Annotated in this window: 26 protein-coding genes and 1 pseudogene; 15 read left to right on the forward strand and 12 right to left on the reverse strand. The window is 39.8% G+C overall.

Annotated features, from left to right (window positions below):
* Positions 1 to 82: 82 nt before the first annotated feature.
* The 5 genes from V5M37_RS12825 to V5M37_RS12845 all read left to right on the forward strand — a co-directional run bounded on the left by V5M37_RS12825 (position 83) and on the right by V5M37_RS12845 (position 5,101).
* Positions 83 to 1,687, forward strand: coding sequence for a spore germination protein (locus V5M37_RS12825; RefSeq protein ID WP_423802263.1), 1,605 nt, complete (start codon positions 83 to 85; stop codon positions 1,685 to 1,687).
* Positions 1,635 to 2,735, forward strand: coding sequence for a GerAB/ArcD/ProY family transporter (locus V5M37_RS12830; RefSeq protein ID WP_423802264.1), 1,101 nt, complete (start codon positions 1,635 to 1,637; stop codon positions 2,733 to 2,735). The genes V5M37_RS12825 and V5M37_RS12830 overlap by 53 nt, the downstream gene beginning before the upstream one ends.
* Positions 2,725 to 3,936, forward strand: coding sequence for a Ger(x)C family spore germination protein (locus V5M37_RS12835; protein ID WP_423802265.1), 1,212 nt, complete (start codon positions 2,725 to 2,727; stop codon positions 3,934 to 3,936). Before V5M37_RS12830 ends, V5M37_RS12835 begins: the two co-directional genes overlap by 11 nt.
* Before the next feature lie 18 nt (positions 3,937 to 3,954).
* Entirely contained in the window at positions 3,955 to 4,155 is a 201-nt protein-coding gene (locus tag V5M37_RS12840; protein ID WP_423802266.1) for a CLC_0170 family protein, read from the forward strand.
* Positions 4,156 to 4,381: 226 nt separating this feature from the next.
* Positions 4,382 to 5,101 (forward strand): YebC/PmpR family DNA-binding transcriptional regulator, encoded by a 720-nt coding sequence (locus tag V5M37_RS12845; protein ID WP_423802267.1) that lies wholly within the window; start codon positions 4,382 to 4,384, stop codon positions 5,099 to 5,101.
* 157 nt (positions 5,102 to 5,258) lie between these two features.
* On the opposite strand, the gene V5M37_RS12850 is transcribed toward V5M37_RS12845, so the two are convergent.
* The gene (locus V5M37_RS12850) at positions 5,259 to 6,170 is read right to left on the reverse strand and encodes a DMT family transporter (RefSeq protein ID WP_423802268.1); all 912 of its coding nucleotides are present in this window, start codon (positions 6,168 to 6,170) and stop codon (positions 5,259 to 5,261) included.
* Positions 6,171 to 6,298: 128 nt separating this feature from the next.
* On the reverse strand, positions 6,299 to 7,090 hold the full coding sequence (locus V5M37_RS12855; RefSeq protein WP_423802269.1) for a GNAT family N-acetyltransferase: 792 nt from the start codon (positions 7,088 to 7,090) through the stop codon (positions 6,299 to 6,301).
* 271 nt (positions 7,091 to 7,361) lie between these two features.
* Here V5M37_RS12855 and V5M37_RS12860 point away from each other — a divergent pair, with 271 nt between their 5' ends.
* From V5M37_RS12860 to crcB (V5M37_RS12875), 4 genes are all read left to right on the forward strand, one after another.
* The gene (locus tag V5M37_RS12860) at positions 7,362 to 7,871 is read left to right on the forward strand and encodes a YbaK/EbsC family protein (RefSeq protein ID WP_423802270.1); all 510 of its coding nucleotides are present in this window, start codon (positions 7,362 to 7,364) and stop codon (positions 7,869 to 7,871) included.
* Positions 7,872 to 8,023: 152 nt separating this feature from the next.
* Positions 8,024 to 8,164 (forward strand): YrzI family small protein, encoded by a 141-nt coding sequence (locus V5M37_RS12865; RefSeq protein ID WP_423802271.1) that lies wholly within the window; start codon positions 8,024 to 8,026, stop codon positions 8,162 to 8,164.
* A 113-nt stretch (positions 8,165 to 8,277) separates the two neighbouring features.
* Positions 8,278 to 8,652 carry a fluoride efflux transporter CrcB gene (gene crcB / locus V5M37_RS12870; RefSeq protein ID WP_423802272.1) on the forward strand — a complete coding sequence of 125 codons (375 nt, stop codon included), beginning with the start codon at positions 8,278 to 8,280 and terminating at the stop codon, positions 8,650 to 8,652.
* Complete coding sequence (crcB, locus tag V5M37_RS12875) at positions 8,649 to 9,011, forward strand: fluoride efflux transporter CrcB (RefSeq protein ID WP_423802273.1); 363 nt, start codon at positions 8,649 to 8,651, stop codon at positions 9,009 to 9,011. The genes crcB (V5M37_RS12870) and crcB (V5M37_RS12875) overlap by 4 nt, the downstream gene beginning before the upstream one ends.
* A 24-nt stretch (positions 9,012 to 9,035) precedes the next feature.
* Here the strand turns inward: crcB (V5M37_RS12875) and V5M37_RS12880 are convergent.
* Positions 9,036 to 9,530, reverse strand: a pseudogene (locus V5M37_RS12880) (DUF3231 family protein); the annotation flags it as partial.
* 268 nt (positions 9,531 to 9,798) lie between these two features.
* Here V5M37_RS12880 and V5M37_RS12885 point away from each other — a divergent pair.
* Positions 9,799 to 11,211 carry a PLP-dependent aminotransferase family protein gene (locus V5M37_RS12885; protein WP_423802274.1) on the forward strand — a complete coding sequence of 471 codons (1,413 nt, stop codon included), beginning with the start codon at positions 9,799 to 9,801 and terminating at the stop codon, positions 11,209 to 11,211.
* A gap of 228 nt (positions 11,212 to 11,439) precedes the next feature.
* Here the strand turns inward: V5M37_RS12885 and V5M37_RS12890 are convergent, their stop codons facing one another.
* Positions 11,440 to 11,844 (reverse strand): hypothetical protein, encoded by a 405-nt coding sequence (locus V5M37_RS12890; protein ID WP_423802275.1) that lies wholly within the window; start codon positions 11,842 to 11,844, stop codon positions 11,440 to 11,442.
* 171 nt (positions 11,845 to 12,015) lie between these two features.
* On the opposite strand from V5M37_RS12890, the gene V5M37_RS12895 reads away from it, so the two are divergent.
* From V5M37_RS12895 to V5M37_RS12910, 4 genes are all read left to right on the forward strand, one after another.
* The gene (locus V5M37_RS12895; protein WP_423802276.1) at positions 12,016 to 13,608 is read left to right on the forward strand and encodes a long-chain-fatty-acid--CoA ligase; all 1,593 of its coding nucleotides are present in this window, start codon (positions 12,016 to 12,018) and stop codon (positions 13,606 to 13,608) included.
* 223 nt (positions 13,609 to 13,831) lie between these two features.
* Entirely contained in the window at positions 13,832 to 14,989 is a 1,158-nt protein-coding gene (locus V5M37_RS12900; protein WP_423802277.1) for an acyltransferase family protein, read from the forward strand.
* Between the two features lie 68 nt (positions 14,990 to 15,057).
* Positions 15,058 to 15,492 (forward strand): SRPBCC family protein, encoded by a 435-nt coding sequence (locus V5M37_RS12905; protein ID WP_423802278.1) that lies wholly within the window; start codon positions 15,058 to 15,060, stop codon positions 15,490 to 15,492.
* 35 nt (positions 15,493 to 15,527) lie between these two features.
* Positions 15,528 to 15,773 carry a hypothetical protein gene (locus V5M37_RS12910; RefSeq protein WP_423802279.1) on the forward strand — a complete coding sequence of 82 codons (246 nt, stop codon included), beginning with the start codon at positions 15,528 to 15,530 and terminating at the stop codon, positions 15,771 to 15,773.
* A gap of 61 nt (positions 15,774 to 15,834) precedes the next feature.
* On the opposite strand, the gene V5M37_RS12915 is transcribed toward V5M37_RS12910, so the two are convergent.
* The gene (locus tag V5M37_RS12915; RefSeq protein ID WP_423802280.1) at positions 15,835 to 16,665 is read right to left on the reverse strand and encodes a DUF4405 domain-containing protein; all 831 of its coding nucleotides are present in this window, start codon (positions 16,663 to 16,665) and stop codon (positions 15,835 to 15,837) included.
* A 219-nt stretch (positions 16,666 to 16,884) separates the two neighbouring features.
* Between V5M37_RS12915 and V5M37_RS12920 the strand changes: the two genes are divergently transcribed.
* Positions 16,885 to 17,322, forward strand: a complete 438-nt coding sequence (locus V5M37_RS12920; RefSeq protein ID WP_423802281.1) for an N-acetyltransferase family protein — start codon at positions 16,885 to 16,887, stop codon at positions 17,320 to 17,322.
* A gap of 32 nt (positions 17,323 to 17,354) precedes the next feature.
* Here the strand turns inward: V5M37_RS12920 and V5M37_RS12925 are convergent, their stop codons facing one another.
* The 7 genes from V5M37_RS12925 to treR all read right to left on the reverse strand — a co-directional run bounded on the left by V5M37_RS12925 (position 17,355) and on the right by treR (position 21,836).
* Positions 17,355 to 18,506: an ion channel gene (locus V5M37_RS12925; RefSeq protein ID WP_423802282.1), complete on the reverse strand. Its 1,152-nt coding sequence runs from the start codon at positions 18,504 to 18,506 to the stop codon at positions 17,355 to 17,357.
* A gap of 62 nt (positions 18,507 to 18,568) precedes the next feature.
* Complete coding sequence (locus V5M37_RS12930) at positions 18,569 to 19,186, reverse strand: RraA family protein (protein WP_423802283.1); 618 nt, start codon at positions 19,184 to 19,186, stop codon at positions 18,569 to 18,571.
* Between the two features lie 134 nt (positions 19,187 to 19,320).
* Positions 19,321 to 19,554: a hypothetical protein gene (locus tag V5M37_RS12935; protein WP_423802284.1), complete on the reverse strand. Its 234-nt coding sequence runs from the start codon at positions 19,552 to 19,554 to the stop codon at positions 19,321 to 19,323.
* A gap of 44 nt (positions 19,555 to 19,598) precedes the next feature.
* On the reverse strand, positions 19,599 to 19,841 hold the full coding sequence (locus V5M37_RS12940; RefSeq protein ID WP_423802285.1) for a hypothetical protein: 243 nt from the start codon (positions 19,839 to 19,841) through the stop codon (positions 19,599 to 19,601).
* Between the two features lie 13 nt (positions 19,842 to 19,854).
* Positions 19,855 to 20,103: a hypothetical protein gene (locus V5M37_RS12945; protein ID WP_423802286.1), complete on the reverse strand. Its 249-nt coding sequence runs from the start codon at positions 20,101 to 20,103 to the stop codon at positions 19,855 to 19,857.
* 255 nt (positions 20,104 to 20,358) lie between these two features.
* Positions 20,359 to 21,036 (reverse strand): SOS response-associated peptidase, encoded by a 678-nt coding sequence (locus tag V5M37_RS12950; protein WP_423802287.1) that lies wholly within the window; start codon positions 21,034 to 21,036, stop codon positions 20,359 to 20,361.
* 86 nt (positions 21,037 to 21,122) lie between these two features.
* Positions 21,123 to 21,836, reverse strand: coding sequence for a trehalose operon repressor (gene treR, locus V5M37_RS12955; RefSeq protein ID WP_423802288.1), 714 nt, complete (start codon positions 21,834 to 21,836; stop codon positions 21,123 to 21,125).
* Positions 21,837 to 21,839: the final 3 nt, after the last annotated feature.

A 21,839-nucleotide genomic window follows, 5' to 3' on the forward strand; every position in this document is an offset into this window, starting at 1 on the left:
CGGTGGTGAAGTGACCTTATTTAAAAATCTAAAGAGTAAAAATAAAAATAGAAAAAATACATATATGAAGTTTCATAGCGAAATGGAGGAGGAACAAGGTGACAGACACATCAGCAGTACACTTAGAGAAAATGAGGAATATATTAAGCAAATTTTAGGAGATAATGACGATTTCACCATTAAGCCATTTAAAATTTTTGGGCAATTTCAATCGGTGCTATTTTATTTTTCCAATATCGTAAATCAAGAGGCCATTAATAAGGATATTTTAAAGTCACTTATGTATGTACCTGACCATTTGTTAGGTAGAAAAATACAGCCTGATAATTTGATTGACATCATTATGAATGAAACTCTATATCATAGCCTTGCAGATACTGGGAGGAATACTGATCAATTAATTGAAGCTCTTTTACGCGGAGAAACCGTTGTTTTAATTGACGGTATTCCTATTGCCATTCATATAGGAACGAAGAGGATTGAAAAACGCTCCATTGACCAACCGGAGACGGAGCAGGTTATTTTAGGACCACGGGAAGGGTATATAGAAAATATCTCAACAAATATTATGTTGCTTCGATATCGTCTTCCAACCAGTGATTTCCAAGTAAAATCGATGAAAATTGGCCGTTTGACAAAATCAACTGTTGCCATTTGCTATATTAAAGGAATTGCAAATGAGAAGGTTGTAAAGGAAGTGGAAAAAAGACTTTCTGAAATTGATATAGATGCCATTTTGGATGTGGGTTATTTGGAACAATTTATTGAAGATAACCCTTTCTCACCATTTCCCCAAACGCAGTCTACGGAAAGGCCTGACCGGACAGTAGCAAATTTGATTGAAGGGAGAGTCGCCATTCTTGTCGACGGCTCCCCTTTTGCTTTGTTAGTTCCAGTTGTTTTTAATCAATTCTATCAAACAACTGAGGACTATTCGTCAAGATTCTTGATGGGCAGCTTTGTCAGGCTCGCCCGGATATTAGCTCTGGTATTTTCACTTGTTTTTCCGTCCTTATATGTGTCACTGATTTCATTTAACCCCGAACTTCTGCCGACTGAGTTTGCTGTAGCGGTAGCGGGTGGACGTGCGGGTGTCCCGTATCCTGCTGTAATTGAAGTATTAATCATTGAAATTTCGATGGAAATTTTACGTGAAGCAACGGTTCGCCTTCCCAAACAAGTGGGCGGAGCCTTATCGATTGTGGGTGTTTTAGTTATTGGTCAGGCTGCAGTTGAGGCAGGGTTGTCGAGTCCAATTACAGTGGTCGTCATAGCCTTAACGACCATTGGATCTTTTGCAACACCAGCCTACACGGCTGCCTTTGCCTTAAGGATGCTTAGATTTCCGATTATGATCATGGCAGCGATTTTGGGATTATACGGTGTCGTTATAGGGATCATCTTTATTTTTAATCATATGTTATCCTTAAAATCTTTTGGTGTCCCGTACATGTCACCTGTCTCACCAGAAAACTATCAAGGCATGAAGGATGTTGTAATCCGCAGCCCATTGTGGTGGATGCCAAAAAGGCCGGAGTTTCTACATCCAGAAAATCGAACCAGGCTTGGCAAAAATGAAAATACTGTCTTAAAACATAACAAGCTAGGAAACGATCAACGGGAGGCTTCGAATAATGGGGGATCCAAAGGAGATAACAACTCTTCAGGCAACAACGACCTTAATTAGTACCATTATCGGAGTAGGAGTTCTTCCGTTGCCTTTGTTTGCAGTTCGATCAGGGGATACAGGTGCACCATTCGTCACATTATTAGGAATTGGTTTTGCCGCCATCGGCTTATTTATCCTCGCGTATCTTGGAATCCGACATCCGGATAAAACGATCATTATGTACAGTGAGGATATTGTAGGTAAATGGCTTGGGAGATTTTGCAGCCTGTTCATTATTTCCTTCTTTTTAGTATTAACAGGCCTAGCAGCACGTGAATTTGGGGCTGTTGTTGTAACGGCAGTATTGAGAGAAACGCCGTTGGAAGTAACCGTCATCGTGATGCTATCTCTTGCATGTATAAGCTGCCGGAACAATATCAATGTTTTTGCATATATTCATAATTTTTATTTTCCAATTATTTTGGCTCCAGCTTTAATTGTCGTGGCCTTATCGCTAAAAAATGCCAACATCCTGTATTTACGGCCGCTGGTTGGAAACAACTTTAAAGAAATGATGTCTGGAATGTTGACTATTTCTGCCTTGTTACAAGGTTCTTTTATCATTACGATGATAATTCCAGCAATGAAAAATCCCCAAAAAGCCCTTAAGGCGAGTTTTTGGGGGATTTTCATATCAGGAGGGTTATACCTATTAATTGTCATTGCAACAGTCTCTGTGTTCGGGCCTGAAGAAATCAAACATCTGTTTTGGCCAACGCTGGAATTGGCCAGAACAACGAGCGTGCCGGGTAATATTTTACAACGTCTGGATGTTATTTTTTTAGCTGTTTGGGTAACAGCTGTTTTTACGACCCTTTTCTCGAGCTATTTTTTTACCATTCATTCTATAAAAGAACTTTTTAGGTTAAAGGACCATAAAGCTCTTTCCTATTTCATCATGCCAATTGTGTTTGTTCTCGCCATGCTTCCGCAAAACATCTTACATATGTATGAGGTAATCCAAATGATTGGCAGAGCGGGTCTAGTGATAACCATCATGTACCCGCTATTGTTATTAGCGATTGACCTTTTAAAGGGATGGAGGCAGAAAAAACGTGTTGAATGATTATATAAAAATACTGATCGCAACCATATTAGTCATTCCTCTGCTCAGCGGCTGTTGGGATAGCCAAGAAATTGAACAGCGCGCAAATGTTCTGGCCATCGGAATTGATGAAGCAGATGAAAAAGAAAAGAATAAGGAAGAAGCCATCGCTCATTTAGGAAGTAAATTCCCTAATCCAAAGGAAGGAATTATCAAATTAACGGCTCAAGTTGCTGTACCCGGTCGAATTCCATTAGGTCCTGAACAAACAAAAAGTTCAGGAAGTTCTGTTTTGGTGGTTAAGGTGATAGGACATACTTTTGAAGATGCAATGCTCAATCTTCAGCAGGAGATAGCTGATGAATTGTTTTTGGGGCATTTGCGAATTATCGTACTAAATGAAAAAGTGGCAAAAGAAGGAACACTAAGATTTAACGATTTTCTTAGGCGCAATCCGGAAATTCGAAGAACCGCTTCCCTTGTTGTTTCTAAAGAGCCTGCGTCCACCTATATGAAGCTGTCTCCGGAACTTGAGCGGGTCCCATCCCTTTATTTAGCAGATATGGTTGATAATTTATCAGCGTTGGGAAGATTCCCCCCCAGCTTTATTGGTTTGTTTTGGACGGTGCAATCCAGCAAAGGCCAGGATCCATACTTGCCCTACTTAGCTATTAAAGGTAAAGAAAATATTCAATTGAATGGTCTTGCCTATTTCAAGGGGGACAAGATGGCAGGAAAGACCACTCCTTTAGAAATTGGCATCTACATGGCCATCCTTGGTATCGGAAGGGGGGGCTATGCAGCCTTCGTAAATGTGCCAGACACTGATGAAATGGTAATTGTCAGGGCCATTAACCGGAAAACGAAAATAAATGTTAGTCTTAAGGATGGAAAACCACATGTAGTTATCAAAGTTCGATATGAAAGTGAAATTGATGAAAAACAAGGTCCAAAGATTATGTTAACAAATTCTCGCATAATAAAGAAAATTGAAACGGAAACTTCTAAAGGTGTCGATCAATCTATTCGAAAATTGATCGCAAAGACACAAAAATCGGAATCTGATGTATTTGGATTTGGAGAACATTTTCGAGCGAAACTACCAAATTATTGGAATAATAAGGTGAAAACCAAAGATAGATGGGAAGAGGTATATAAAAATCTTACCTATGATGTTCAGGTAAGTACCCATATACATCGTGTCGGTATGAAAGCAAAATAACTTTAGAGGGTGTCATGCATGTATATTGGGTTTTTAGGATATGTCATCGTCATCTTATTTTTAACAGGCACTTTAATTCTCCTTACCGACAGTAAAGCATATAAAAATGCGAATATGAAAAAGGAAAAAATCGCAACACTTTTTTTAGGCTGGATAAACATCGGTATGGGCATTGTATTATTGGTTGTACAGTGGATTTCTCGTTATTATTTTTGGTAATCAATGTCGTTATCACCCGCTGAATGGTTAGTTACTAATCATTTTCTAATGAACTTTCTTTCTTTTTAAAAATCAAACTCTTAACAAATGAGCTAAATTAGGTATAATATTATCTGTGTATATTTAGAAAATAGACTTCCAATAAGCAATTTTTGAAAAGGATGAATCGTAACAGCTTTTTCATAAATTATTTTGGATAGATTCAAACCAGAAAGAGAGTGTTCATATGGGTCGTAAATGGAACAATATCAAGGATAAAAAAGCAGCAAAGGACGCTAACACGAGTCGTATTTATGCTAAATTTGGCCGTGAAATCTACGTGGCAGCACGTCGCGGAGAACCAGATCCAGAGGCCAATCAGGGTTTAAAATTCGTCCTAGAGCGTGCTAAGACTTACAGCGTGCCAAGGCATATTATTGACAAGGCGATTGATAAAGCTAAAGGCGGTTCTGATGAGAGCTTTGATGAACTTCGTTATGAAGGCTTTGGTCCGAATGGCTCGATGATTATTGTTGATGCCTTAACTAATAACGTAAACCGCACTGCTTCGGAGGTCCGCGCCGCATTTGGAAAAAATGGCGGAAATATGGGTGTTAGTGGTTCTGTTGCATATATGTTCGATGCCACTGCTGTAATTGGCGTAGAAGGCAAATCCGAAGAAGAAGTTCTTGAACTTCTAATGGAAGCAGACGTAAACGTCCGTGACGTGGTAGAGGAAGACGATCAGGTGATTGTGTATGCGGAACCAGACCAATTCCATGCCATGCAGGAAGCGTTCAAAGCTGCAGGTATTACTGAGTTTACAACTGCCGAGCTTACCATGCTTGCGCAAAACGAGGTTGAGCTTCCGGAAGATGCTGTTGCTAAGTTCGAGAAATTAATCGATACACTTGAAGATCTTGATGATGTTCAACAGGTTTATCATAACGTTGATTTAGGAGAATAATAAATGAAAACTCGCCGATTGGCGAGTCCGATAGGGCGGTTCATGAGGCGTAGTTGAATTTATGCGTTAAGAAAGTATTAATCTTTCGACAGAAAGTTAATACTTTCTTATTAGCCAAAACAGAGGGTAACCCAAAAGGAGTCGTTATGGGTTATCCTTATTTTTTTACAGCCGATAAAATAAATATTGTTGCAATGATGGCGAAGGAGCCGAGCCACTCAGCGGGTCCAAACGAAACCTGCAACCAAGCAACAGATAAAAAGGCTGCCGATAAAGGTTCTGCGGAAGCAAGAAGACTCGCTTCTGATGCATTAATATACTTCATGCTTTCCATGTAACAGAAAAAAGCGATGATTGTTCCGAAAATGATGACAAACACCATCGCCAAAAATGACGTCCCGGACCAATCACCATGAAACTGCCATGGTCGATAGACAAAGCTGAAGACGATACCGCCGATCATCATTCCCCATCCAACCGTAATGAGCGACCCCCACTTTGCAAGCAGGCGGCCCGGGTATAGTGTGTAAAAAGCAAGCGCAAATGCTGAAAGAATTCCCCAAGCAAAACCAGGTACAGAGATTGCTAACGAATGAATATTGCCTTTTGTAACTAGCAAAAATGTTCCGCCCAATGCGAACAAAATGGCCATCACTTCAAGCTTTGACGGTAATTTTTTTTCCCTCATACAAAGGTAAGAAGCAATCATAACAGGTGCCAAGTATTGAAGGACCGTTGCGGCAGCTGCATTACTATACTCAATCGCTGCAAAATAGGTATACTGAGCAGCAAGCATGCCGAAGATTCCAAACAAGACAAGCTGGACCACATCCTGTTTGTTTTTCCAAACATTCCATATATTTTGCTTCGCAACAGTTTGTGCAAAAAATAATAATCCTGTCCCGGAAAGAAGGAGTCGAATGACAACCGTCCAACCTGAGTTAAAGCCTTTATTGTGAAATAAATATTGGGCAACTGTACCGGAAGCGCCCCAGCAGACAGCTGCGATAATCACCAATATAATGCCCTTTGCCCGCGGATATGGCAAAACTGCACCATGCGAATTCATTTGTATCCCCCCAAAGGTGTTTCTAAGCTCTCAATCTCTTAATATTACAAAAGTTTCAAACGTTTTAAAAGGGGGAATTTGTCCCTACCTAACTTCGTTTAAACTAATTATTTGATTAGGGAACACCATTAGCTGCCTCTGATTTCCATCACGCTTTTTCCAGACAAAAAAGCATGCCCTGTAATAAATTTTCCTAACGATTGAAATCCGTATTTGGCATATACATTCTCAACCCGCTCATCGATAGGAAAAACCCACAAGTTCTCCAAGCCTTTTTTCTTTACTTCTTCTTGAAGAAAATAAATGAGGTCGCCGATTAAGCCTTTGCCGCGATATTCTTCAAGTGTGGCAACGTGTTCCAAACGGACTTGATTCCCATGCTCGAACAAACAGGCAGTGGAGCAGGCAATGCCATCCAACTTAAGCAGATAGCGGCTGAATGCTGGGTGTTTAAACTCTACGGCAAAGGCTTTTTCCCTCACCCCCCGGCCGCCAAACTCTTTAATTTGGCATTCGATTTCTAATGCATCAGTATAATTGGCCTCTGTGACTCTCTCTATTTGTATTCTGTTATTTTGCTGTCGTGATGTTAATTCTTTATTCCAAATTTGGACAGGGGAGACGAGCTCCTCATATCGAAAGCCGCTGGCATACAATTCTTTGATTAAAGGTCCTTGATTTTCAATATTGAAGATATAGAATCTTGGGGTCAAGTTTCTTTTTTGATAAAAATCAAGTACCTCTTCAATGACAAACTTTGGATCAGACGGAGCTTCATGGATATGCGCATGATTAGCATCATAATAGGCTGGCTGATTTTCATTATGAAACAAATACCCCCAGGATGTGTCGATTCTATTCGTAAAGGTATCTAGATAAGCAATGTCTAATTCTAATACTTTACTAAATAATGAATTCACTTAATTACCTCCCAATTGTTTATTTATTTCCATTAAATCATAATAAGCGATGGAGAGACTACAAAAATAGGCAAATGTCCCTAATCTTAATGTGATTGCAAATATATATCAATTTTATATTGTTTAAGTAGATAAATGATAGCAGTATCTAACAATATAGTTGCAGGTGTCCCTAAGTGCTGAAAAGCTTCAAAGATAAGCATTTGATTTGTTTTGCGTCACGAAAATTGTTATGATACTTCATAAAATTGCTGGGAAAGGATGGAATAGGATGTCTTTAGAAAGTGTGAAAGCCCATTTCAAGCAATGGGGACGGGAACAGGATGTGATGGAGTTTGATTCGTCGAGTGCAACAGTGGATCTTGCTGCTGAAACCATCGGCGTTATTCCGGCGCGTATTGCTAAAACTTTGTCCTTCAGAGGGGAAGAAGAAAAAGCCATTCTGGTTGTGGCGGCTGGTGATGCAAAAATTGATAATAAAAAATTTAGGCAGACCTTTGGCTTTAAAGCCCGCATGTTATCTGCCGAAGAAGTGTTGGAACAAACGGGACATGCTGTAGGCGGTGTATGTCCATTTGGTTTGAAAAATGATTTAGATGTGTATTTAGATGTTTCCATTAAACGTTTTGAAACTCTCTTTCCAGCTTGCGGAAGCGCAAATTCTGCAATCGAGTTGACAGGTGATGAAATTTTTGAATATTGCTTCGCCAAGGATTGGGTCGATGTTTGTAAAGATTGGGAAGGGGCAGAGCTTCCGGAAAAGGTAGCAGTACGCAGCTAAAAAGATTTATTCTGTACATAAAATGTTCACACGAGATAACTATTCTCAGACTAAAGGAGTAGGAAAATCTCCATCATAGTCACGATTTTAGAAATGGGAAATCCTTCTATACTAGAGATAAATAAAGGAAACCTTAGAAGGAGGAACTCAAAATGAACTTGAATATGTTATTTTTTACCATAACAATAAAAAAACGCAATGTGACCATGGAAGAGGCCGAACACCAAGAGTTGGTCGATCAGCTATATGAGGAACATAAGGACCGGCAAATTTTCTCACATTTATTTTTCTAAAATAGGGAATCTTTCTTTTTCAAAAATCAGGGTTTATAATAAATTTGTTGTTATCTCCTGCGGGGTGTTTCCTTGCAGGAGTTTTTTATATCGAAGCCAAGGGGGCATTTCATTTGGTTTATTTTTTAGTGGGCATTGCCGGGGCGCTAGGTGCAATCTTAAGGTATTGGATAGGGATTGCGCTGTTTAAAGGTGGTTCTTTTCCTTTTTCCACTTTAACCATTAACTTAATCGGGAGTTTTCTGCTGGCGTGGTTTACGACTAATTTGTTTAAACGGGTTTCGTTGCCACCTATGATTACAACTGCGATTGGGACAGGGTTCGTCGGCTCATTTACCACATTTTCCACGCTTAGTGTTGAAACCGTCCAATTGTTTCATCATGGAAAAGTTGTTTTAGGCGTATTATACGTTGCTATTAGTGTTATCGGTGGTCTTATAATGAGCCGATTAGGATTTAAATACAGTGAGGCGGTGCAAAAATCATGACAATTGTCCATTTAATAATGGTTGGATTAGGGGGATTTTTTGGCGCAATTGCCCGTTTTTTGATAAGCAAGCAGTTAAATGCAAAGGCAGCAATTCCGCTAGGAACTTTAACTGTTAATTTGGCCGGCGCATTTCTTCTAGGAATAATTAGCGGGGCAAAGGCCGACCCAACGACCGCCCTATTACTTGGAACCGGGTTCATGGGAGCCTTTACCACATTTTCTACGTTAAAATTGGAAATGTTACAATTCCTTTTGAAAAAACAAAAATGGCAATTTTATCTTTATACATTCTTAACCTACATAATCGGAATTTTTCTTGCTTACTTGGGATATTTATTGGGTAGCCAATTTCAATAAAGAAAAAAATAGTTCGGATTAAGTTTACCCTTCCTTCTTTTTAGACAGCATCTCTTTGTCTTTCGTCCCTGGGGGTTGTTCTAGCCAGCTGTTTTTGATCATAATATCGGCACCACTCTTAGCGAATTTGGCAATTTCCAGTGACAGACGGTCATACATCTGGAATAAATCTGTTCGCTGGCTGGCTGCTGCTGCAGTTGCATAATTCCCCGATCCGGCGGCACTTAACAGTGCCATATGGTACATCATAAGTTTTTCTGAGAACACTTGTATAGTGGAATCTGTGATTCCAATATCTGAAGATTCAGGTGTTTGTAAATTATTTTCCAGTAAAGTTTGCGCAAAAATCGTGACATGTTTTTGTGAAATTTCTTTGCCTCGTAACATGAACTCCTGAACTTCCTTAGATGGTGAGGTTTGTGCGAAACTAAGAGAGATTTTTGCACCAATTGAATTAGTATGCACATTTAAAAATAAATGAGAAATCTCAATAGCATTTAACGGTCTTTTGTCACCGAATATTCAGATGCTGTAAGCTTAATATTGGCATGATTCATTTACATGACCCCATTTCACAATATGTCATAGTTATATTATTTACAAAATTTCCTTTTTTATGAAAAAAGTAGGAACAATCCTACTTTGTTGGAAAAATTTTAGAGATTAAGTTACGGATTCACAAAGAGAAAATCTTAGATGTGAACTCAAGTTTAATTGGTAAACTGGTATAATCAAAGATATCAGATTAAATGATTTTAGTAGGGTCAGCTTTTGGGGGGGATTGGCAATGCTTGAGGTAATGCCTGTATTGGATCATAAAAGCCCAACACCTTTATATATGCAGCTTGCGAACTTTATCAAAGATGAAATTTTTAAAGGTAATATTAAACCTCTGGAAAAATTGCCATCCAAACGAAATTTGGCTAAATATTTGGGACTAAGTCTAAACACGATTCAGTCTGCCTTTGACCAGCTTTGTGCGGAAGGGTTTCTGGAAAGCCGTCCGCGTTCAGGTTTGTTTGTTGTTGAGCTGCTGGAGGATTTAATGGTCAGTCATGATAAGGTGGAGCCTGTAAGGATGGTTGAGGAGCTGACGGGTCCTGCTGTAAAAATAGATTTTAATTCGGGAAAGGTCGACCTTGAACATTTTCCATTCAGTTTATGGAGAAGGCTGTCGGTTCAAGCCTTATATGAGGATCAGGGGGATTTGTTTTATACCGGCAATCCGCAAGGGGAAAAGCTGCTTCGCGAGGAAATTGCCAAGTATTTATTTCAGTCTAGGGGTGTTCGGTGCAAAGCTGAGCAAATTGTTGTTGGTGCGGGAACACAGGTATTGATGGGACTCCTTTGTTTAGTAATCGGCAGGGATGAAATTTATGCCTTGGAGAACCCTGGATTTCACCGGACAAGGGCAGTTTTGCAAGATTTAGGTGTCAGAACTGTTCCGGTTCCTTTGGATGAAGAAGGGATTGCTGTAGAATGTTTGCGCGGGAGCGGCGCCCGTGTCGTGTATGTCACTCCATCCCATCAGTTCCCGCTGGGAATGGTTATGCCAATTGCTCGACGAATGGAATTGTTGAAATGGGCGGAAGAAAGGGACGGATACATTATTGAGGATGATTACGACGGGGAATACCGATATAAAGGCAAACCGATTCCAGCTTTGCAAGGGCTGGATTCATCCGGAAGAGCTGTTTATTTAGGCACCTTTTCAAAGTCGTTGATCCCATCCTTGCGAATCAGTTATATGGTCCTGCCTGAAGAACTGCTGGCCAGGTACAGGGAGCAATTCACCATTTATAAACAAACGGTCTCCCGGCTCCATCAGGATACGCTTTATCGTTTTATGCACGACGGACACTGGCAAACCCATTTAAATAAAATGAGGACACTTTACCGGAGAAAGCAAGCCTCCCTGATTTCAGCGATTCATGATTTTATGGGTGAATGGGTGAAGGTAATCGGTGAAAAATCGGGTTTGCATATTGTTTTGGACGTTAGGAATGGCATGAGGGAGGAGGAGTTGGTACGGAGGGCGATGGCTGCTGGAGTAAAGGTGTATCCGTTGTCTGTCTATGATGCGGAGTTGGCTGGCGGGGTGGATTCGATGGTTTTACTTGGGTACGGCGGGCTGTCAGAGAATCAAATTAAAGAGGGGATACGGGTTCTGGCTGATGCATGGGGGATAACAAAAAAGTAGAAAGGGGAAAGGTTAACAGAAATTGGGTATGGGACAAAAATGGGGTGGCAAAGAGGAAAGATTTCAAAAGGGAAGTGTCCTTCATGAAGCTGATGAGGACCAAAACGAAGGGACTTCAAGAGGGAAGTGTCCTTCATGAAGTAATGAAGAACAAAACGAAAAAACGCCTGGAAGTCCCAAGCGATTACAAAAAAATGAAATTTACCCATAAAAATCTTCTGTCTGTATTTATCGCGGTGTCACTGGTTTTACCGAGATAGCAGGGGAAAGAGAAGTAACGATACAGCCCTCTAGTTGATTTGGCTTTATTAATCCCAGTTCGAGCGCCGCTTTTATTTTTGAATCATCGGGCTTCTTCACCAATTGGATGAGGTCGTTCAATTGCATTTCTTCCAACCTTTTCACCGTTTCCGCCTCATGGAATTTTTCCATTTTGCGAATCTGCCTTTGCAATTTATAACCGCTCACCGTAATTTCGCCCTTCATGTCCTTTCCTACTAAATTATTAAAATAGCTTTGAAACACTTCCTTTAATTCATCCATTTCCAGTTCGATTTCTTTTTTCTTTTTGTTTAGTTCGTAATATTTGACTAACATCTCACCTGTAATCAAGGAATCATTGCTTTTAAGCATTTCCTCGTCCTCCTCTACGAACGTATATTCTATTTTATGGGATTTTCCAGCAGATTAGTACTTAGGTGCAATTATTTATTTTTAGACAAATTTTTGTATTTTTATTTAAAAATTGTATGATAGAATAATATTATGTTGGAATATTCTAAAATTTAAAAAGAGGTGAAAAAAATGAATGTACCTTTAATACTTCCGGAATTTTTAGATCGTGCCGTTTCTCTTTATGGAGACAAGCAGGCTGTTTTTTGCGATGAACGCCAATTTACATATGCTGAGCTGAATGGCAGAGTAAACCAGCTATCTCATGGGTTAAGGGAATTAGGTGTAGAAAAAGGGGAACGGGTTGCATTTCTTGCGCCAAACACTGTTGAAATGCTTGAAGGTTTTTATGGCACTTTCCAGCTTGGGGCCATCATGGTTCCGCTCAATATCCGCTTGAAGCCTGAGGATTACTTATTTATTTTAAATCATAGTGAATCCAAAGTACTGCTGGTTGACCAGGATTTGTATCAATTAATCACTCCAATTAAAGAGCAGCTCGAAACAGTCAAACACATTATTGTTCAATATAAAGATGAACAAACCGATGAGGTAGATTATGAGAAATGGCTGGCAGGCTACCCATCAGGGAATTTCAATCGTGCAGAACTTGATGAAAATGACGTCTGCAGTCTTCTTTATACAAGCGGCACAACTGGAAACCCTAAGGGGGTTATGCTGACGCACCGCAATAATTATTTGCATGCGTTAAGCACGATGCACCACCTGCGCGTGAGCGACCGAGATGTCTATCTTCATGTTCTTCCGATGTTCCATGTGAACGGCTGGGGTTCGCCATTTTATTATACGGCGAATGGTGCAACACATGTTTGTTTGAAAAAGGCAACTCCTGAATCAATTTTTCATGCCATCCAGGAACATAAGGTGACAGTGCTGCACATGGCACCAACCGTGCTGAATTCTTTGCTGCAATACTATGAAAAAAATAAACCGGCAATAGAGCATGACGTGCGCGTGGTTATAGCGGGTTCCGCGCCGCCACCGGCCTTCGTGACCCGCGTTGAACAAGAGCTTGGCTGGGAGTTTATTCAAGTGTACGGAATGACAGAATCTACGCCTCTAAGCTTGGTTTCAACAATCCGCTCGGAGCTTACACACTTGTCACCCGAAACGAAAGCACGCATCAAAGCAAAAGCGGGTTATCCAATGATTGGTTCTGATGTTAGAGTAGTCAACGAGCATGGAGAAGAGGTAGCCCATAACGGTCAGGAGATTGGTGAAGTCGTCACAAGAAGCCACGGTGTTATGCTTGGCTATTGGAAAAACCCGGAGGCGACCATGGAAACAATCCGAAACGGCTGGCTCCACACGGGTGACATGGGAACGGTCGATGAATACGGTAATATCGAGATCGTTGACCGGAAAAAGGATATTATTATCAGCGGCGGAGAAAACATCTCTTCCATTGAAGTGGAAGGGGCGCTTTACGAGCATCCTGCGGTATTAGAGGCTGCCGTCATTGCAGTTCCTCATGAAAAATGGGGCGAAACTCCCCATGCATATGTAGTTTTGCGCGAAGGTGCTGAAGTCAGCGAAGCGGACATCATTTCGTTTTCCCGTAAAAAATTGGCTCATTTTAAAGCGGTTACAGGTGTCACCTTTGTAAAGGAACTTCCGAAGACTGCCTCCGGAAAAATCCAAAAGGTTCACCTCCGTAATGAATACTGGAGCTCAATGGGTAAAACAGGAAGGTTCGTTAACTAAAAAAGGTTCATAGAATTAATAAGCGGGTTGGATTTTTGTTTCCAGTCCGCTATTTTGTGTTTTCTACAAGAATGTAGTCCTTCTAATTTTTCATAAAAGCATAATATGAAACTCCCATTATCGGGGGATTTTTCGTTTTTAGGAAAATTTTCCTTGTAAGAAGCAGTGGGAATCACTACAATAAATCTAGGAAAAAATTGGTTTTTAGGCTGGAGGAGTCTGATTGAGTGAGAATCGAAGATACGATATTGATTGGCTGAGAAATCTGGGAATCCTGCTGTTGTTTCCTTTTCACTCCGCCAGGGTGTTTGATTATTGGGATCCGTTTTATGTGAAAAGTGGGGAATTAAGCTGGGGGCTTAGTTGGTTCATTGCCGTAACCAGTTATTGGTTTATGCCGCTGCTCTTTTGGCTGGCAGGGTCAGCGAGCTGGTACGCCCTAAAGAGGAGGTCGAACCAGGAATACATAAAGGATCGCATTAATCGATTGTTGACTCCCCTGATTTTTGGCGTTTTGTTTATCATTCCGCCACAGGGCTATTTTGCGAAATTAAATCACACAGGAGCAGCAGGGAATTATTTCACTTTTTTAAGAACATTTTTTACTGATTTCAGCGATTTATCCGGCTATTTTGGCACCTTCACACCGGCACACCTTTGGTTCATACTCTATTTATTTGTCCTTTCGGTTGTGGCCTTGCCGTTTTTCAACTTTTATAAAAATCCCCTGAGAAAAAGCAAAATAGAAAAATTTAATCAAGTATGCAGCAGACCATCTGTATTTTTCCTACTATTCATTGGTTTGTTTGTGACACAGGCACTCCCGGCACCAGGTGGTCAAAATCCATTCTTTTTCTTGGTAATTTTTATAATGGGCTTTATTACTTGTTCCCATCAAAGCTATCAAAATATGTTTAATCGTATTCGCGGGAAGGGACTTGCAGCACTGGTCGTTTTAGTTCCGGCATGGGTTGTCTTGCTGCAAATGAATCAGGATGGGCCGATTTTCCAAGGTGTGGATATACTTATATCTATTTTAAGAACCTTCAATGTTTGGCTAACGCTTGCGGTGATTTTGGGTTTCGGTCACAAATTTTTGAATTTTCCTCACAAGGCTATCCCGTACATGAATGAAGCAGCATTTCCTATCTATATTATTCACCAGAGTGTTTTAGTTGTCATAGGTTACTATGTTTTAAAAATCAATCTTGGTATGATTCTGTCGTTTTTCCTCATTATGGTCCTGACTTTGCTTATTTCTTGGCTAATATATGAGTTTATCATTAAGCGGACGGCCGTTACGAGATGGATTTTTGGTGTGAAGGTGAAACCGAAACAAGATAAACAGATTTATTCAGATAGTGGACTAAGAAAAAGCTAAAATGGTATAAAATAAACTTTATGAGACGACCCTGATTATGTTAATACGTGAAAGAGAGTGGATTAGAAATGAATAATTTAACAAAGTTTCAAATTAAAAAGCCTGCCAAAGATGTATTTGAGGCCTTTGTCGATCCTTCTAAAATCGGGAATTTTTGGTTCTCTTCGAGTTCAGAAAGATGGGCAGCGGGAAAGACCATCAAATTGGAATATGATTTGTATAATGCTGAACTGGAAATTAAAGCGGTTAAAGTAGAGGAGAATAAAAAAATTGTCTTTCTTTGGGGTCCGCCAGAGGACGAACATACCGTAACCATCAACTTTAAAGAAATGGATCCGTCCGGCACGATTATTGAAATAATGGAAGAAGGCTTTCAAGAGAATGACCCTGCATTAATACATAATATTCTGGACAATAAAGAAGGTTGGGTATTTATGCTGACCTGTTTAAAAGCTTATCTGGAATTTGGAGTGAATCAATTACGTGGCGGATTGCTGAAATAATCATTATTACAAGGGATTACAAAAGGAGATTCTCATTGACTAAACAAGAGACGTATAAACTGATTGTCTTGATTGAAAGGGTATATCCTCTCTTTGTGGCAAAAAATGAAACGGTCCAACAATGGTTTCGCGTTTGTGCCGAGTTAGATTACGAGTCCGTACTTGGAAGTATTCATGAGCATATTAGAATAAGTCCATATCCCCCTGCAATTAATGATATTCTTTCTAAAAAATGGAAAAGTAACAATTGGATGAATGAATATCTTCTCAAATTATCATAAGAAGTAAAAAAGTCCGGAACAATAAAACCGGACTTTTTTAAATCACAAATACATTTTTATGTCATTTGAGGATGGGCCAATTTAGATTTCCGTTTTTCCTTAAAATTCGCTTTTCAATATAATAAGTAGGAATGATGATCACTGCCCAAATCGCAAAATAGTTAAGAACTACGAGAAATGGGTTGCTTGATCCTCCATGTCCTTCTTTTCCATGGAATTTTTCATTTCGAAAATCTCTATTAGGAGGTCCTTGCTTTGTCATCGCAGTTGAGTTCTCTGTATTTAGGGTATTTCGATTATTAGATGTTTGAGTGCTTTGCTGCATTTGCATCGGTTTGAACTCACCAATGCTTGGTGTAGCTGTTGAAGCGAACCATTGAATTCCACCTGCTAAAATAGCGAGTGACAGGGCAACTGATGCAATAACACCTTTCCTAAATTTCCCTTCCTTTGTTTTAAATGCCTTTTTACAGATACTCATTACCCACTGCCAATGTACACCAACGTGAAGTCCAACAAATGCAAGTGTGGCATCAGCAGATAATCCATGCAATTCACGAATAGTGTGATTTCCCTGAATGGCGAGACTTGGTAATACAACCCTAGAAATTAATATGCCTGTGATAATAACACCTGTCATCGAAATTAACAACAGTACGTTTAAAAGATAACTAAATCGTGTTTTATTAGGAAGCTTCGGGTCAAAGATCTTTTTTGTTGTATTGACCACCCAGCGATAGTTCAAGCCGATGTGTACTAGAATAGCAACTCCTATTACCAGTCCTGCAATTTCATGAAACGGCAGTCCATCTAATACTCTTGGATTCATTAGCAGCACAAACGTGATAGCCATCATCATATCGAGAACAATTTTCGTATAATTCTTTTTCATCTTAATTCCTCCAAATTCATTCATTCACCTTAACTGTTTCCCATTATGGTGCGTGAACCTTAAGAAAACCTTAAGCCAAAAAATAAATCCTTATTTTTTGTAAAAAGAACTTTTCATTTTTGGGGAATAAAAAAGACTATTAAAAATGAATCCAATTGAAGTACAATAAAGTGTACCAAAAATAGGAAACTGAGAATTTATAAGGGGGTGCGGAGAATTATGAATCTAATCAAAGCCACAATCAATGACCTGGATGCTGTAACGGAGCTTTTTGATTTATACAGACAATTTTACCAGCAATCGCCTGATTCCGAAGGAGCACGGGAGTTTTTAAAGGCGAGAATATTAAATGGGGAATCGGTTATTTTCATCGCTTATGAAGGTGGGGAGGCGGTTGGCTTTACGCAGCTGTATCCAAGCTTTTCATCAGTTAGCATGAAGCGTTCTTGGACTTTGAATGATTTGTATGTGAAAAAAGAATACCGTGGCAAGGGTGCTGGTGAAAAATTAATTCATAAGGCAATTGAAATGGCACGGGATACTGGAGCAAAAGGTGTACTGCTTGAGACAGCCTCTGACAATATTCCTGCTCAGGGTCTTTATGAAAAAATTGGCTTCAAAAGAGAAACACATTATTTTTATTATTTTTCTATTTAGGGGTGGTGTTTTTCCCACCCCTTTTTTTAAAATTATTTTTCAACATGTGTAGTTAATTGGCTGATGGTCTCCTTATCACAAATGACAAACAGCTGGGCATCTTCAGGAATCATTTGGTCCAGCTTTTGATTAATGTGCATGTCGCCCCGGTCGGCTACTAACGTTGCCCCTTGATTAAGCAGGTCAAAAAAAGCATCACGGTACGTTTTCCACTCCTTTTTTTTCGAAATTTCATACATGGAATCACCATACTGTGTACTCATTAATTCTGAATACATATGGGTAACGCCATGTGAGAATAATGAGCGGACGGCAGCATGCGAAATCATTTCCTGGGTTGGAATAAATTCATCGACCTGAACATGTTTGAACAATTGGATATGGTTTTCATTGATAACTTCTGCCGTAACATGAATATCTTTTTTTAATTTTTCCTCAAGCGTTGTGATCGCAGTCGCCACTAATAAGGTTTTGCCGTCAACAAGAAGAGGGTCCTTGGTTAAAAAGTTATCCTGTGCAACCTGGTCGGCAAAAATGATTACACCCTTAGCTTTTGGAAGGTTGGCGTTCATGAGTGTTTCTTCGTCGGTCGCATCACCGCGGACATAAAATAGGTGTTCCTCGGAAATTGGAGCTTTTTCTAAATTATCAATAATGACGATATCCGTCTTTTTGTCTGTCTTAAGAATTTCCTTTACGGCTAATTTTGTTTTCGGGCTCCAGCCAATCAGAATAATATGATGTTTCCCTGTATATTTCATTTTTCCTCCAACCTTAAGCTTATCAATTATGTATACGGTATTAATGACTTTACCAACAAATACACTTATTAACCCAATGCCGGTGATATAAAGGAAGATGGTATAAATTTTTCCTGCATCTGTTACTGGCGCATAGTCACCAAAACCTACAGTTGCCAGCGTGGTTAATACCCAATAGATTGAGGTAATGTACGATTTAAAGGTTTTTGGTTCTATCCAGAAAATCCCAAGCGCCGCCAATAAGATGTATAAAAGCACAAAAGGGACTAATATTTTATCCCTGAGCATAATTAAATGATAAAGAATCTTTTTAATCTTCATCCCCACAAGCAACCATCCCAGCCAAAAATCTACATTTATAATCTTTATATTTCCCAAACTTCGCCAAATAAGTATAAGAATTGAATAAGGGGCAGGTACCATTTTAGATTGTAGGCTGAAAAATTTATAAAACCCCAATTCCTATAGAGGAAAAGGGGTTAAAATTATTTGGATAGCATTTCATCCAAGTGTTTGATAATCGCTTCACGATTGCCGGAAATCTTTTCTTCTCTTAGCTGGTCTTTTTTCAATTTGTCTTGAGATTTAGTTAAGACCTCTTGTTCAATTGATTGAGGGACGACAACTACTCCATCGGCATCTCCAACAACGATGTCACCAGGGTTTATCGTGACTCCGCCGCAGGATATCGGCACATTGATTTCCCCGACACCTGCTTTGCCGCTTGCAGCGACCGCTGTACCTCGGGAGAAAACAGGGAAGTTTAATTCTTTAATACCCACAATATCACGGATGACACCATCAACCACCAAGCCGCCGATTCCGAGAGTTTGCATCATGCCGACAACAAAATCACCGGCAATGGCACGGTATTGGTCTCCTTTGGCATCAACCACCAAGATATCACCCGGCTGAGCGTTACGAATCGCTTTTAAAACAGCCAAATTATCACCGACTGGGATTTTGACAGTAAAGGCCCGCCCTGCAAGCTTGTACTCTTCCTTAAGTGGTTTAATGGAAGGGTGGAGGTTATTTAAACCATCCGTTCCATCGGAAATGCAGGTTGTCGGCAGATTCTTAAATTCGTTTAGTAGGTTATCCATACTAGCGATTCTCCTTTATGTAAAGTTTCCTTTATTATACTACTATTCTAACAAATTGGAATATTAGGAAAGCGTTAGTGAAGAAGAACATAAAAATGGCCGCCGGCAGAAAGCCAGACGGCCATATCTATATACTAAATAAAACTGCTTTTTCCTGTCCAGCTGTCACTGAAATCTTGGTCATATACCGTACAAATCGGAATATAAAGCGGAACAAAGTCGCCGTTTTGCTCTCCATAGCCTTGATTCCGTTTATAGGAAACAAATTGGTCGATAAATAGATTGGGGCCCATGTTCATGACGGAGGCGTGGTCGAAAACATTAATTTTTATATCACCAAGATTGATGTTCATTGGTGCAAAGATCAAAAGGCTCACCTCAATGTATAGTGGATTTTTTTCCCTAATGCCATTTAGATAACACTGTTTTTCACTGTTCCACTATCATTAATGTCTGGATCAATGACATAGTTAATCGGAATGTTGACAGGGGAGATATCACCGTTTTGTTCGCCGACTCCTTGGTTTCTTTTATAAGATAGAAACTGATCGATAAATTGGTTCGGTCCAAAGTTGATCACAGAGGTGTTATCCACTGCATTAATCTTAAAACCAATGAAATTGATGGCCATAGGTGCAATATTCAAACCAATCACTCCTGTTCAATTTTTAGGCGTGCGGACCCGGCTTGGGTTCGCTTTTAATCGAAGGCATATCAATCATTTCATCATCAAATATGATTCCGATAGGAAAAACGGTTGTAGAATCATCGGCCATCTGCTGGCCGAATCCCTGAGTTTTCTTCCCAACTGTATTGATGCCCAAATAAATATTTTGACCAAAGGAAACAGCGCTCTTATGGTCAGGGGTGCCAACTTTTAAATAACAAATATTCAAATTTGTAGGAATGAAAACCAATCATCTCACCTCTAAAAACAAAAGGTATCAACAAGTCACTGCAATTTAGTGGGGGTGCCCCTGGTTATTTGCTGATGGTATTTTACATTGTATTCACTTTATATGTGATACAGACCATTTATGGGTTTTCGGACAAAAAAAAGAAAGTGGCTTCCGGCCACTTAAAAGAAGGAAAAACTTAATGGGTTAGTACATCATATGAAAGAATGTGGACGTGCATATAGGCAACTTGTCCATAGTCGGAAAAAATGTGCGTTAGCATATTTTTTGAATGAGATCCATCGAGTTGTTTTTTGGCGAGTTTACAAGCGAAGAGACCTCGTATGCTTCCATCTGATCTTTATTAAATGACACCAGAAATTGATTAAGGAAATTCGTATCCGTAATCGAGGGGTCAAGCCATTTATGTTCGTCCTCCGGTTTTAAAATGACCGGCATTCGGTCATGAATATCCTTCATCAATTCGTTCGGGGCTGTTGTTATGACAGAGCAGGAAAAGACAGATTGCCCTTCGGGGGATTTCCATTTGTCCCAAAGTCCTGCCATCGCAAAAAGGTTATCATCCTTCAGTTTAATCCGCATTGGTGTTTTCGTTTTATCATCATTTCGTTTCCACTCGTAAAAGCTATCCGCAATAATAAGGCAACGCTTTTTCCGGAACGGCATTTGGAAACTTGGTTTTTCTGTTAAAGTTTCTGCCCGAGCATTGATCATTTTATGACCAATCGACATGTCCTTGGCCCAGGGAGGAATCAACCCCCATTTTAAAAAGCCCATCCTATTGGACGTGCCATCATTGATGATTGCCAATACCAGTTGAGAGGGGGCAATGTTAAAGCTTGGCAAATAATTTTCCTCATCAAGGAAAGCTTGTATATCGAACCGGTCAAGAATCTGATCAATCGTTGCTGTTAAGGTAAATCGCCCGCACATACTTTTCACCTCAGGTTCTTAAGTTAGGTTTATTGTAGCAAAAAATTAAAAAGGAAACCTCTTTTACAAGAGATTTCCTTTAAGAATCAATGAGTCCTTCGGGCAAAGTCGACGAACCGAAACTTATCGGGGCGATGTCTAGATTCCGTATATTGAAATAGGCTGGCATCATCCAGGTATACAAGGTTTTTAATAACAACGATGTTATGAAAACCATCAAGATCCAGAAGGGCACGGTCCTCATCCGTCGGTTCTTCAACAACTATTTCTTTTTTCGCAAAACTGATGGTAAGATTCAAGTCTTTTTCCAAATACTCATAAATAGAATCTGCGCAGATTTCTTCAGTTAATTCAGGAACAAACTTTTTATTCAGGAAGTCCTTATCTAAAATGATCTTTTCGCTGCCGATTTCACGTGTCCGCACAACCTTCCAGACTTGATCTTTCCCGGTAAGCTGGAGCTGCTGGCGGATATAGCCGTCCGGTTTCATTAATTCTAACTCATTCACGATGGTTCTTGGTTTCCGGCCCATTTTTTGGCCAAGCTCTTTAAAGCTGACTAGTCCGGAAACAGGGAAGTCGAACTTGGAGACATCGATGACGATGGAACCTTTGCCGCGGACTTTTTGAATATATCCATTTTGCGATAGCAAATTTAGCGCTTTGCGGATAGTTTCCCTTGAAGTCTGGAAGTGTTCCGTTAATTCATTCTCAGAAGGTAGGAGCGTCTGAGGTAGGATTTGTCCGCTTTTAATTTGATCGACAATCGTATTGTAGATGGATAAATATTTGTTTGTCATAAA

The organism is Neobacillus sp. SAB-20_R2A, from assembly GCF_049568635.1.
In the GTDB taxonomy this organism is placed as follows: domain Bacteria; phylum Bacillota; class Bacilli; order Bacillales; family Cytobacillaceae; genus Neobacillus; species Neobacillus citreus.

Excerpts from the sequence above, each read along its gene's own strand:
- V5M37_RS12825 (WP_423802263.1), top strand. The coding sequence starts at position 83 with ATGGAGGAGGAACAAGGTGACAGACACATCAGCAGTACACTTAGAGAA.
- V5M37_RS12830 (WP_423802264.1), top strand. The coding sequence starts at position 1,635 with ATGGGGGATCCAAAGGAGATAACAACTCTTCAGGCAACAACGACCTTA.
- V5M37_RS12840 (WP_423802266.1), top strand. The coding sequence starts at position 3,955 with ATGTATATTGGGTTTTTAGGATATGTCATCGTCATCTTATTTTTAACA.
- V5M37_RS12845 (WP_423802267.1), top strand. The coding sequence starts at position 4,382 with ATGGGTCGTAAATGGAACAATATCAAGGATAAAAAAGCAGCAAAGGAC.
- V5M37_RS12850 (WP_423802268.1), bottom strand. The coding sequence starts at position 6,170 with ATGAATTCGCATGGTGCAGTTTTGCCATATCCGCGGGCAAAGGGCATT.
- V5M37_RS12860 (WP_423802270.1), top strand. The coding sequence starts at position 7,362 with ATGTCTTTAGAAAGTGTGAAAGCCCATTTCAAGCAATGGGGACGGGAA.
- V5M37_RS12865 (WP_423802271.1), top strand. The coding sequence starts at position 8,024 with ATGAACTTGAATATGTTATTTTTTACCATAACAATAAAAAAACGCAAT.
- crcB (WP_423802273.1), top strand. The coding sequence starts at position 8,649 with ATGACAATTGTCCATTTAATAATGGTTGGATTAGGGGGATTTTTTGGC.
- V5M37_RS12885 (WP_423802274.1), top strand. The coding sequence starts at position 9,799 with ATGCTTGAGGTAATGCCTGTATTGGATCATAAAAGCCCAACACCTTTA.
- V5M37_RS12890 (WP_423802275.1), bottom strand. The coding sequence starts at position 11,844 with ATGCTTAAAAGCAATGATTCCTTGATTACAGGTGAGATGTTAGTCAAA.
- V5M37_RS12895 (WP_423802276.1), top strand. The coding sequence starts at position 12,016 with ATGAATGTACCTTTAATACTTCCGGAATTTTTAGATCGTGCCGTTTCT.
- V5M37_RS12905 (WP_423802278.1), top strand. The coding sequence starts at position 15,058 with ATGAATAATTTAACAAAGTTTCAAATTAAAAAGCCTGCCAAAGATGTA.
- V5M37_RS12915 (WP_423802280.1), bottom strand. The coding sequence starts at position 16,665 with ATGAAAAAGAATTATACGAAAATTGTTCTCGATATGATGATGGCTATC.
- V5M37_RS12920 (WP_423802281.1), top strand. The coding sequence starts at position 16,885 with ATGAATCTAATCAAAGCCACAATCAATGACCTGGATGCTGTAACGGAG.
- V5M37_RS12925 (WP_423802282.1), bottom strand. The coding sequence starts at position 18,506 with ATGGTACCTGCCCCTTATTCAATTCTTATACTTATTTGGCGAAGTTTG.
- V5M37_RS12930 (WP_423802283.1), bottom strand. The coding sequence starts at position 19,186 with ATGGATAACCTACTAAACGAATTTAAGAATCTGCCGACAACCTGCATT.
- V5M37_RS12950 (WP_423802287.1), bottom strand. The coding sequence starts at position 21,036 with ATGTGCGGGCGATTTACCTTAACAGCAACGATTGATCAGATTCTTGAC.
- treR (WP_423802288.1), bottom strand. The coding sequence starts at position 21,836 with ATGACAAACAAATATTTATCCATCTACAATACGATTGTCGATCAAATT.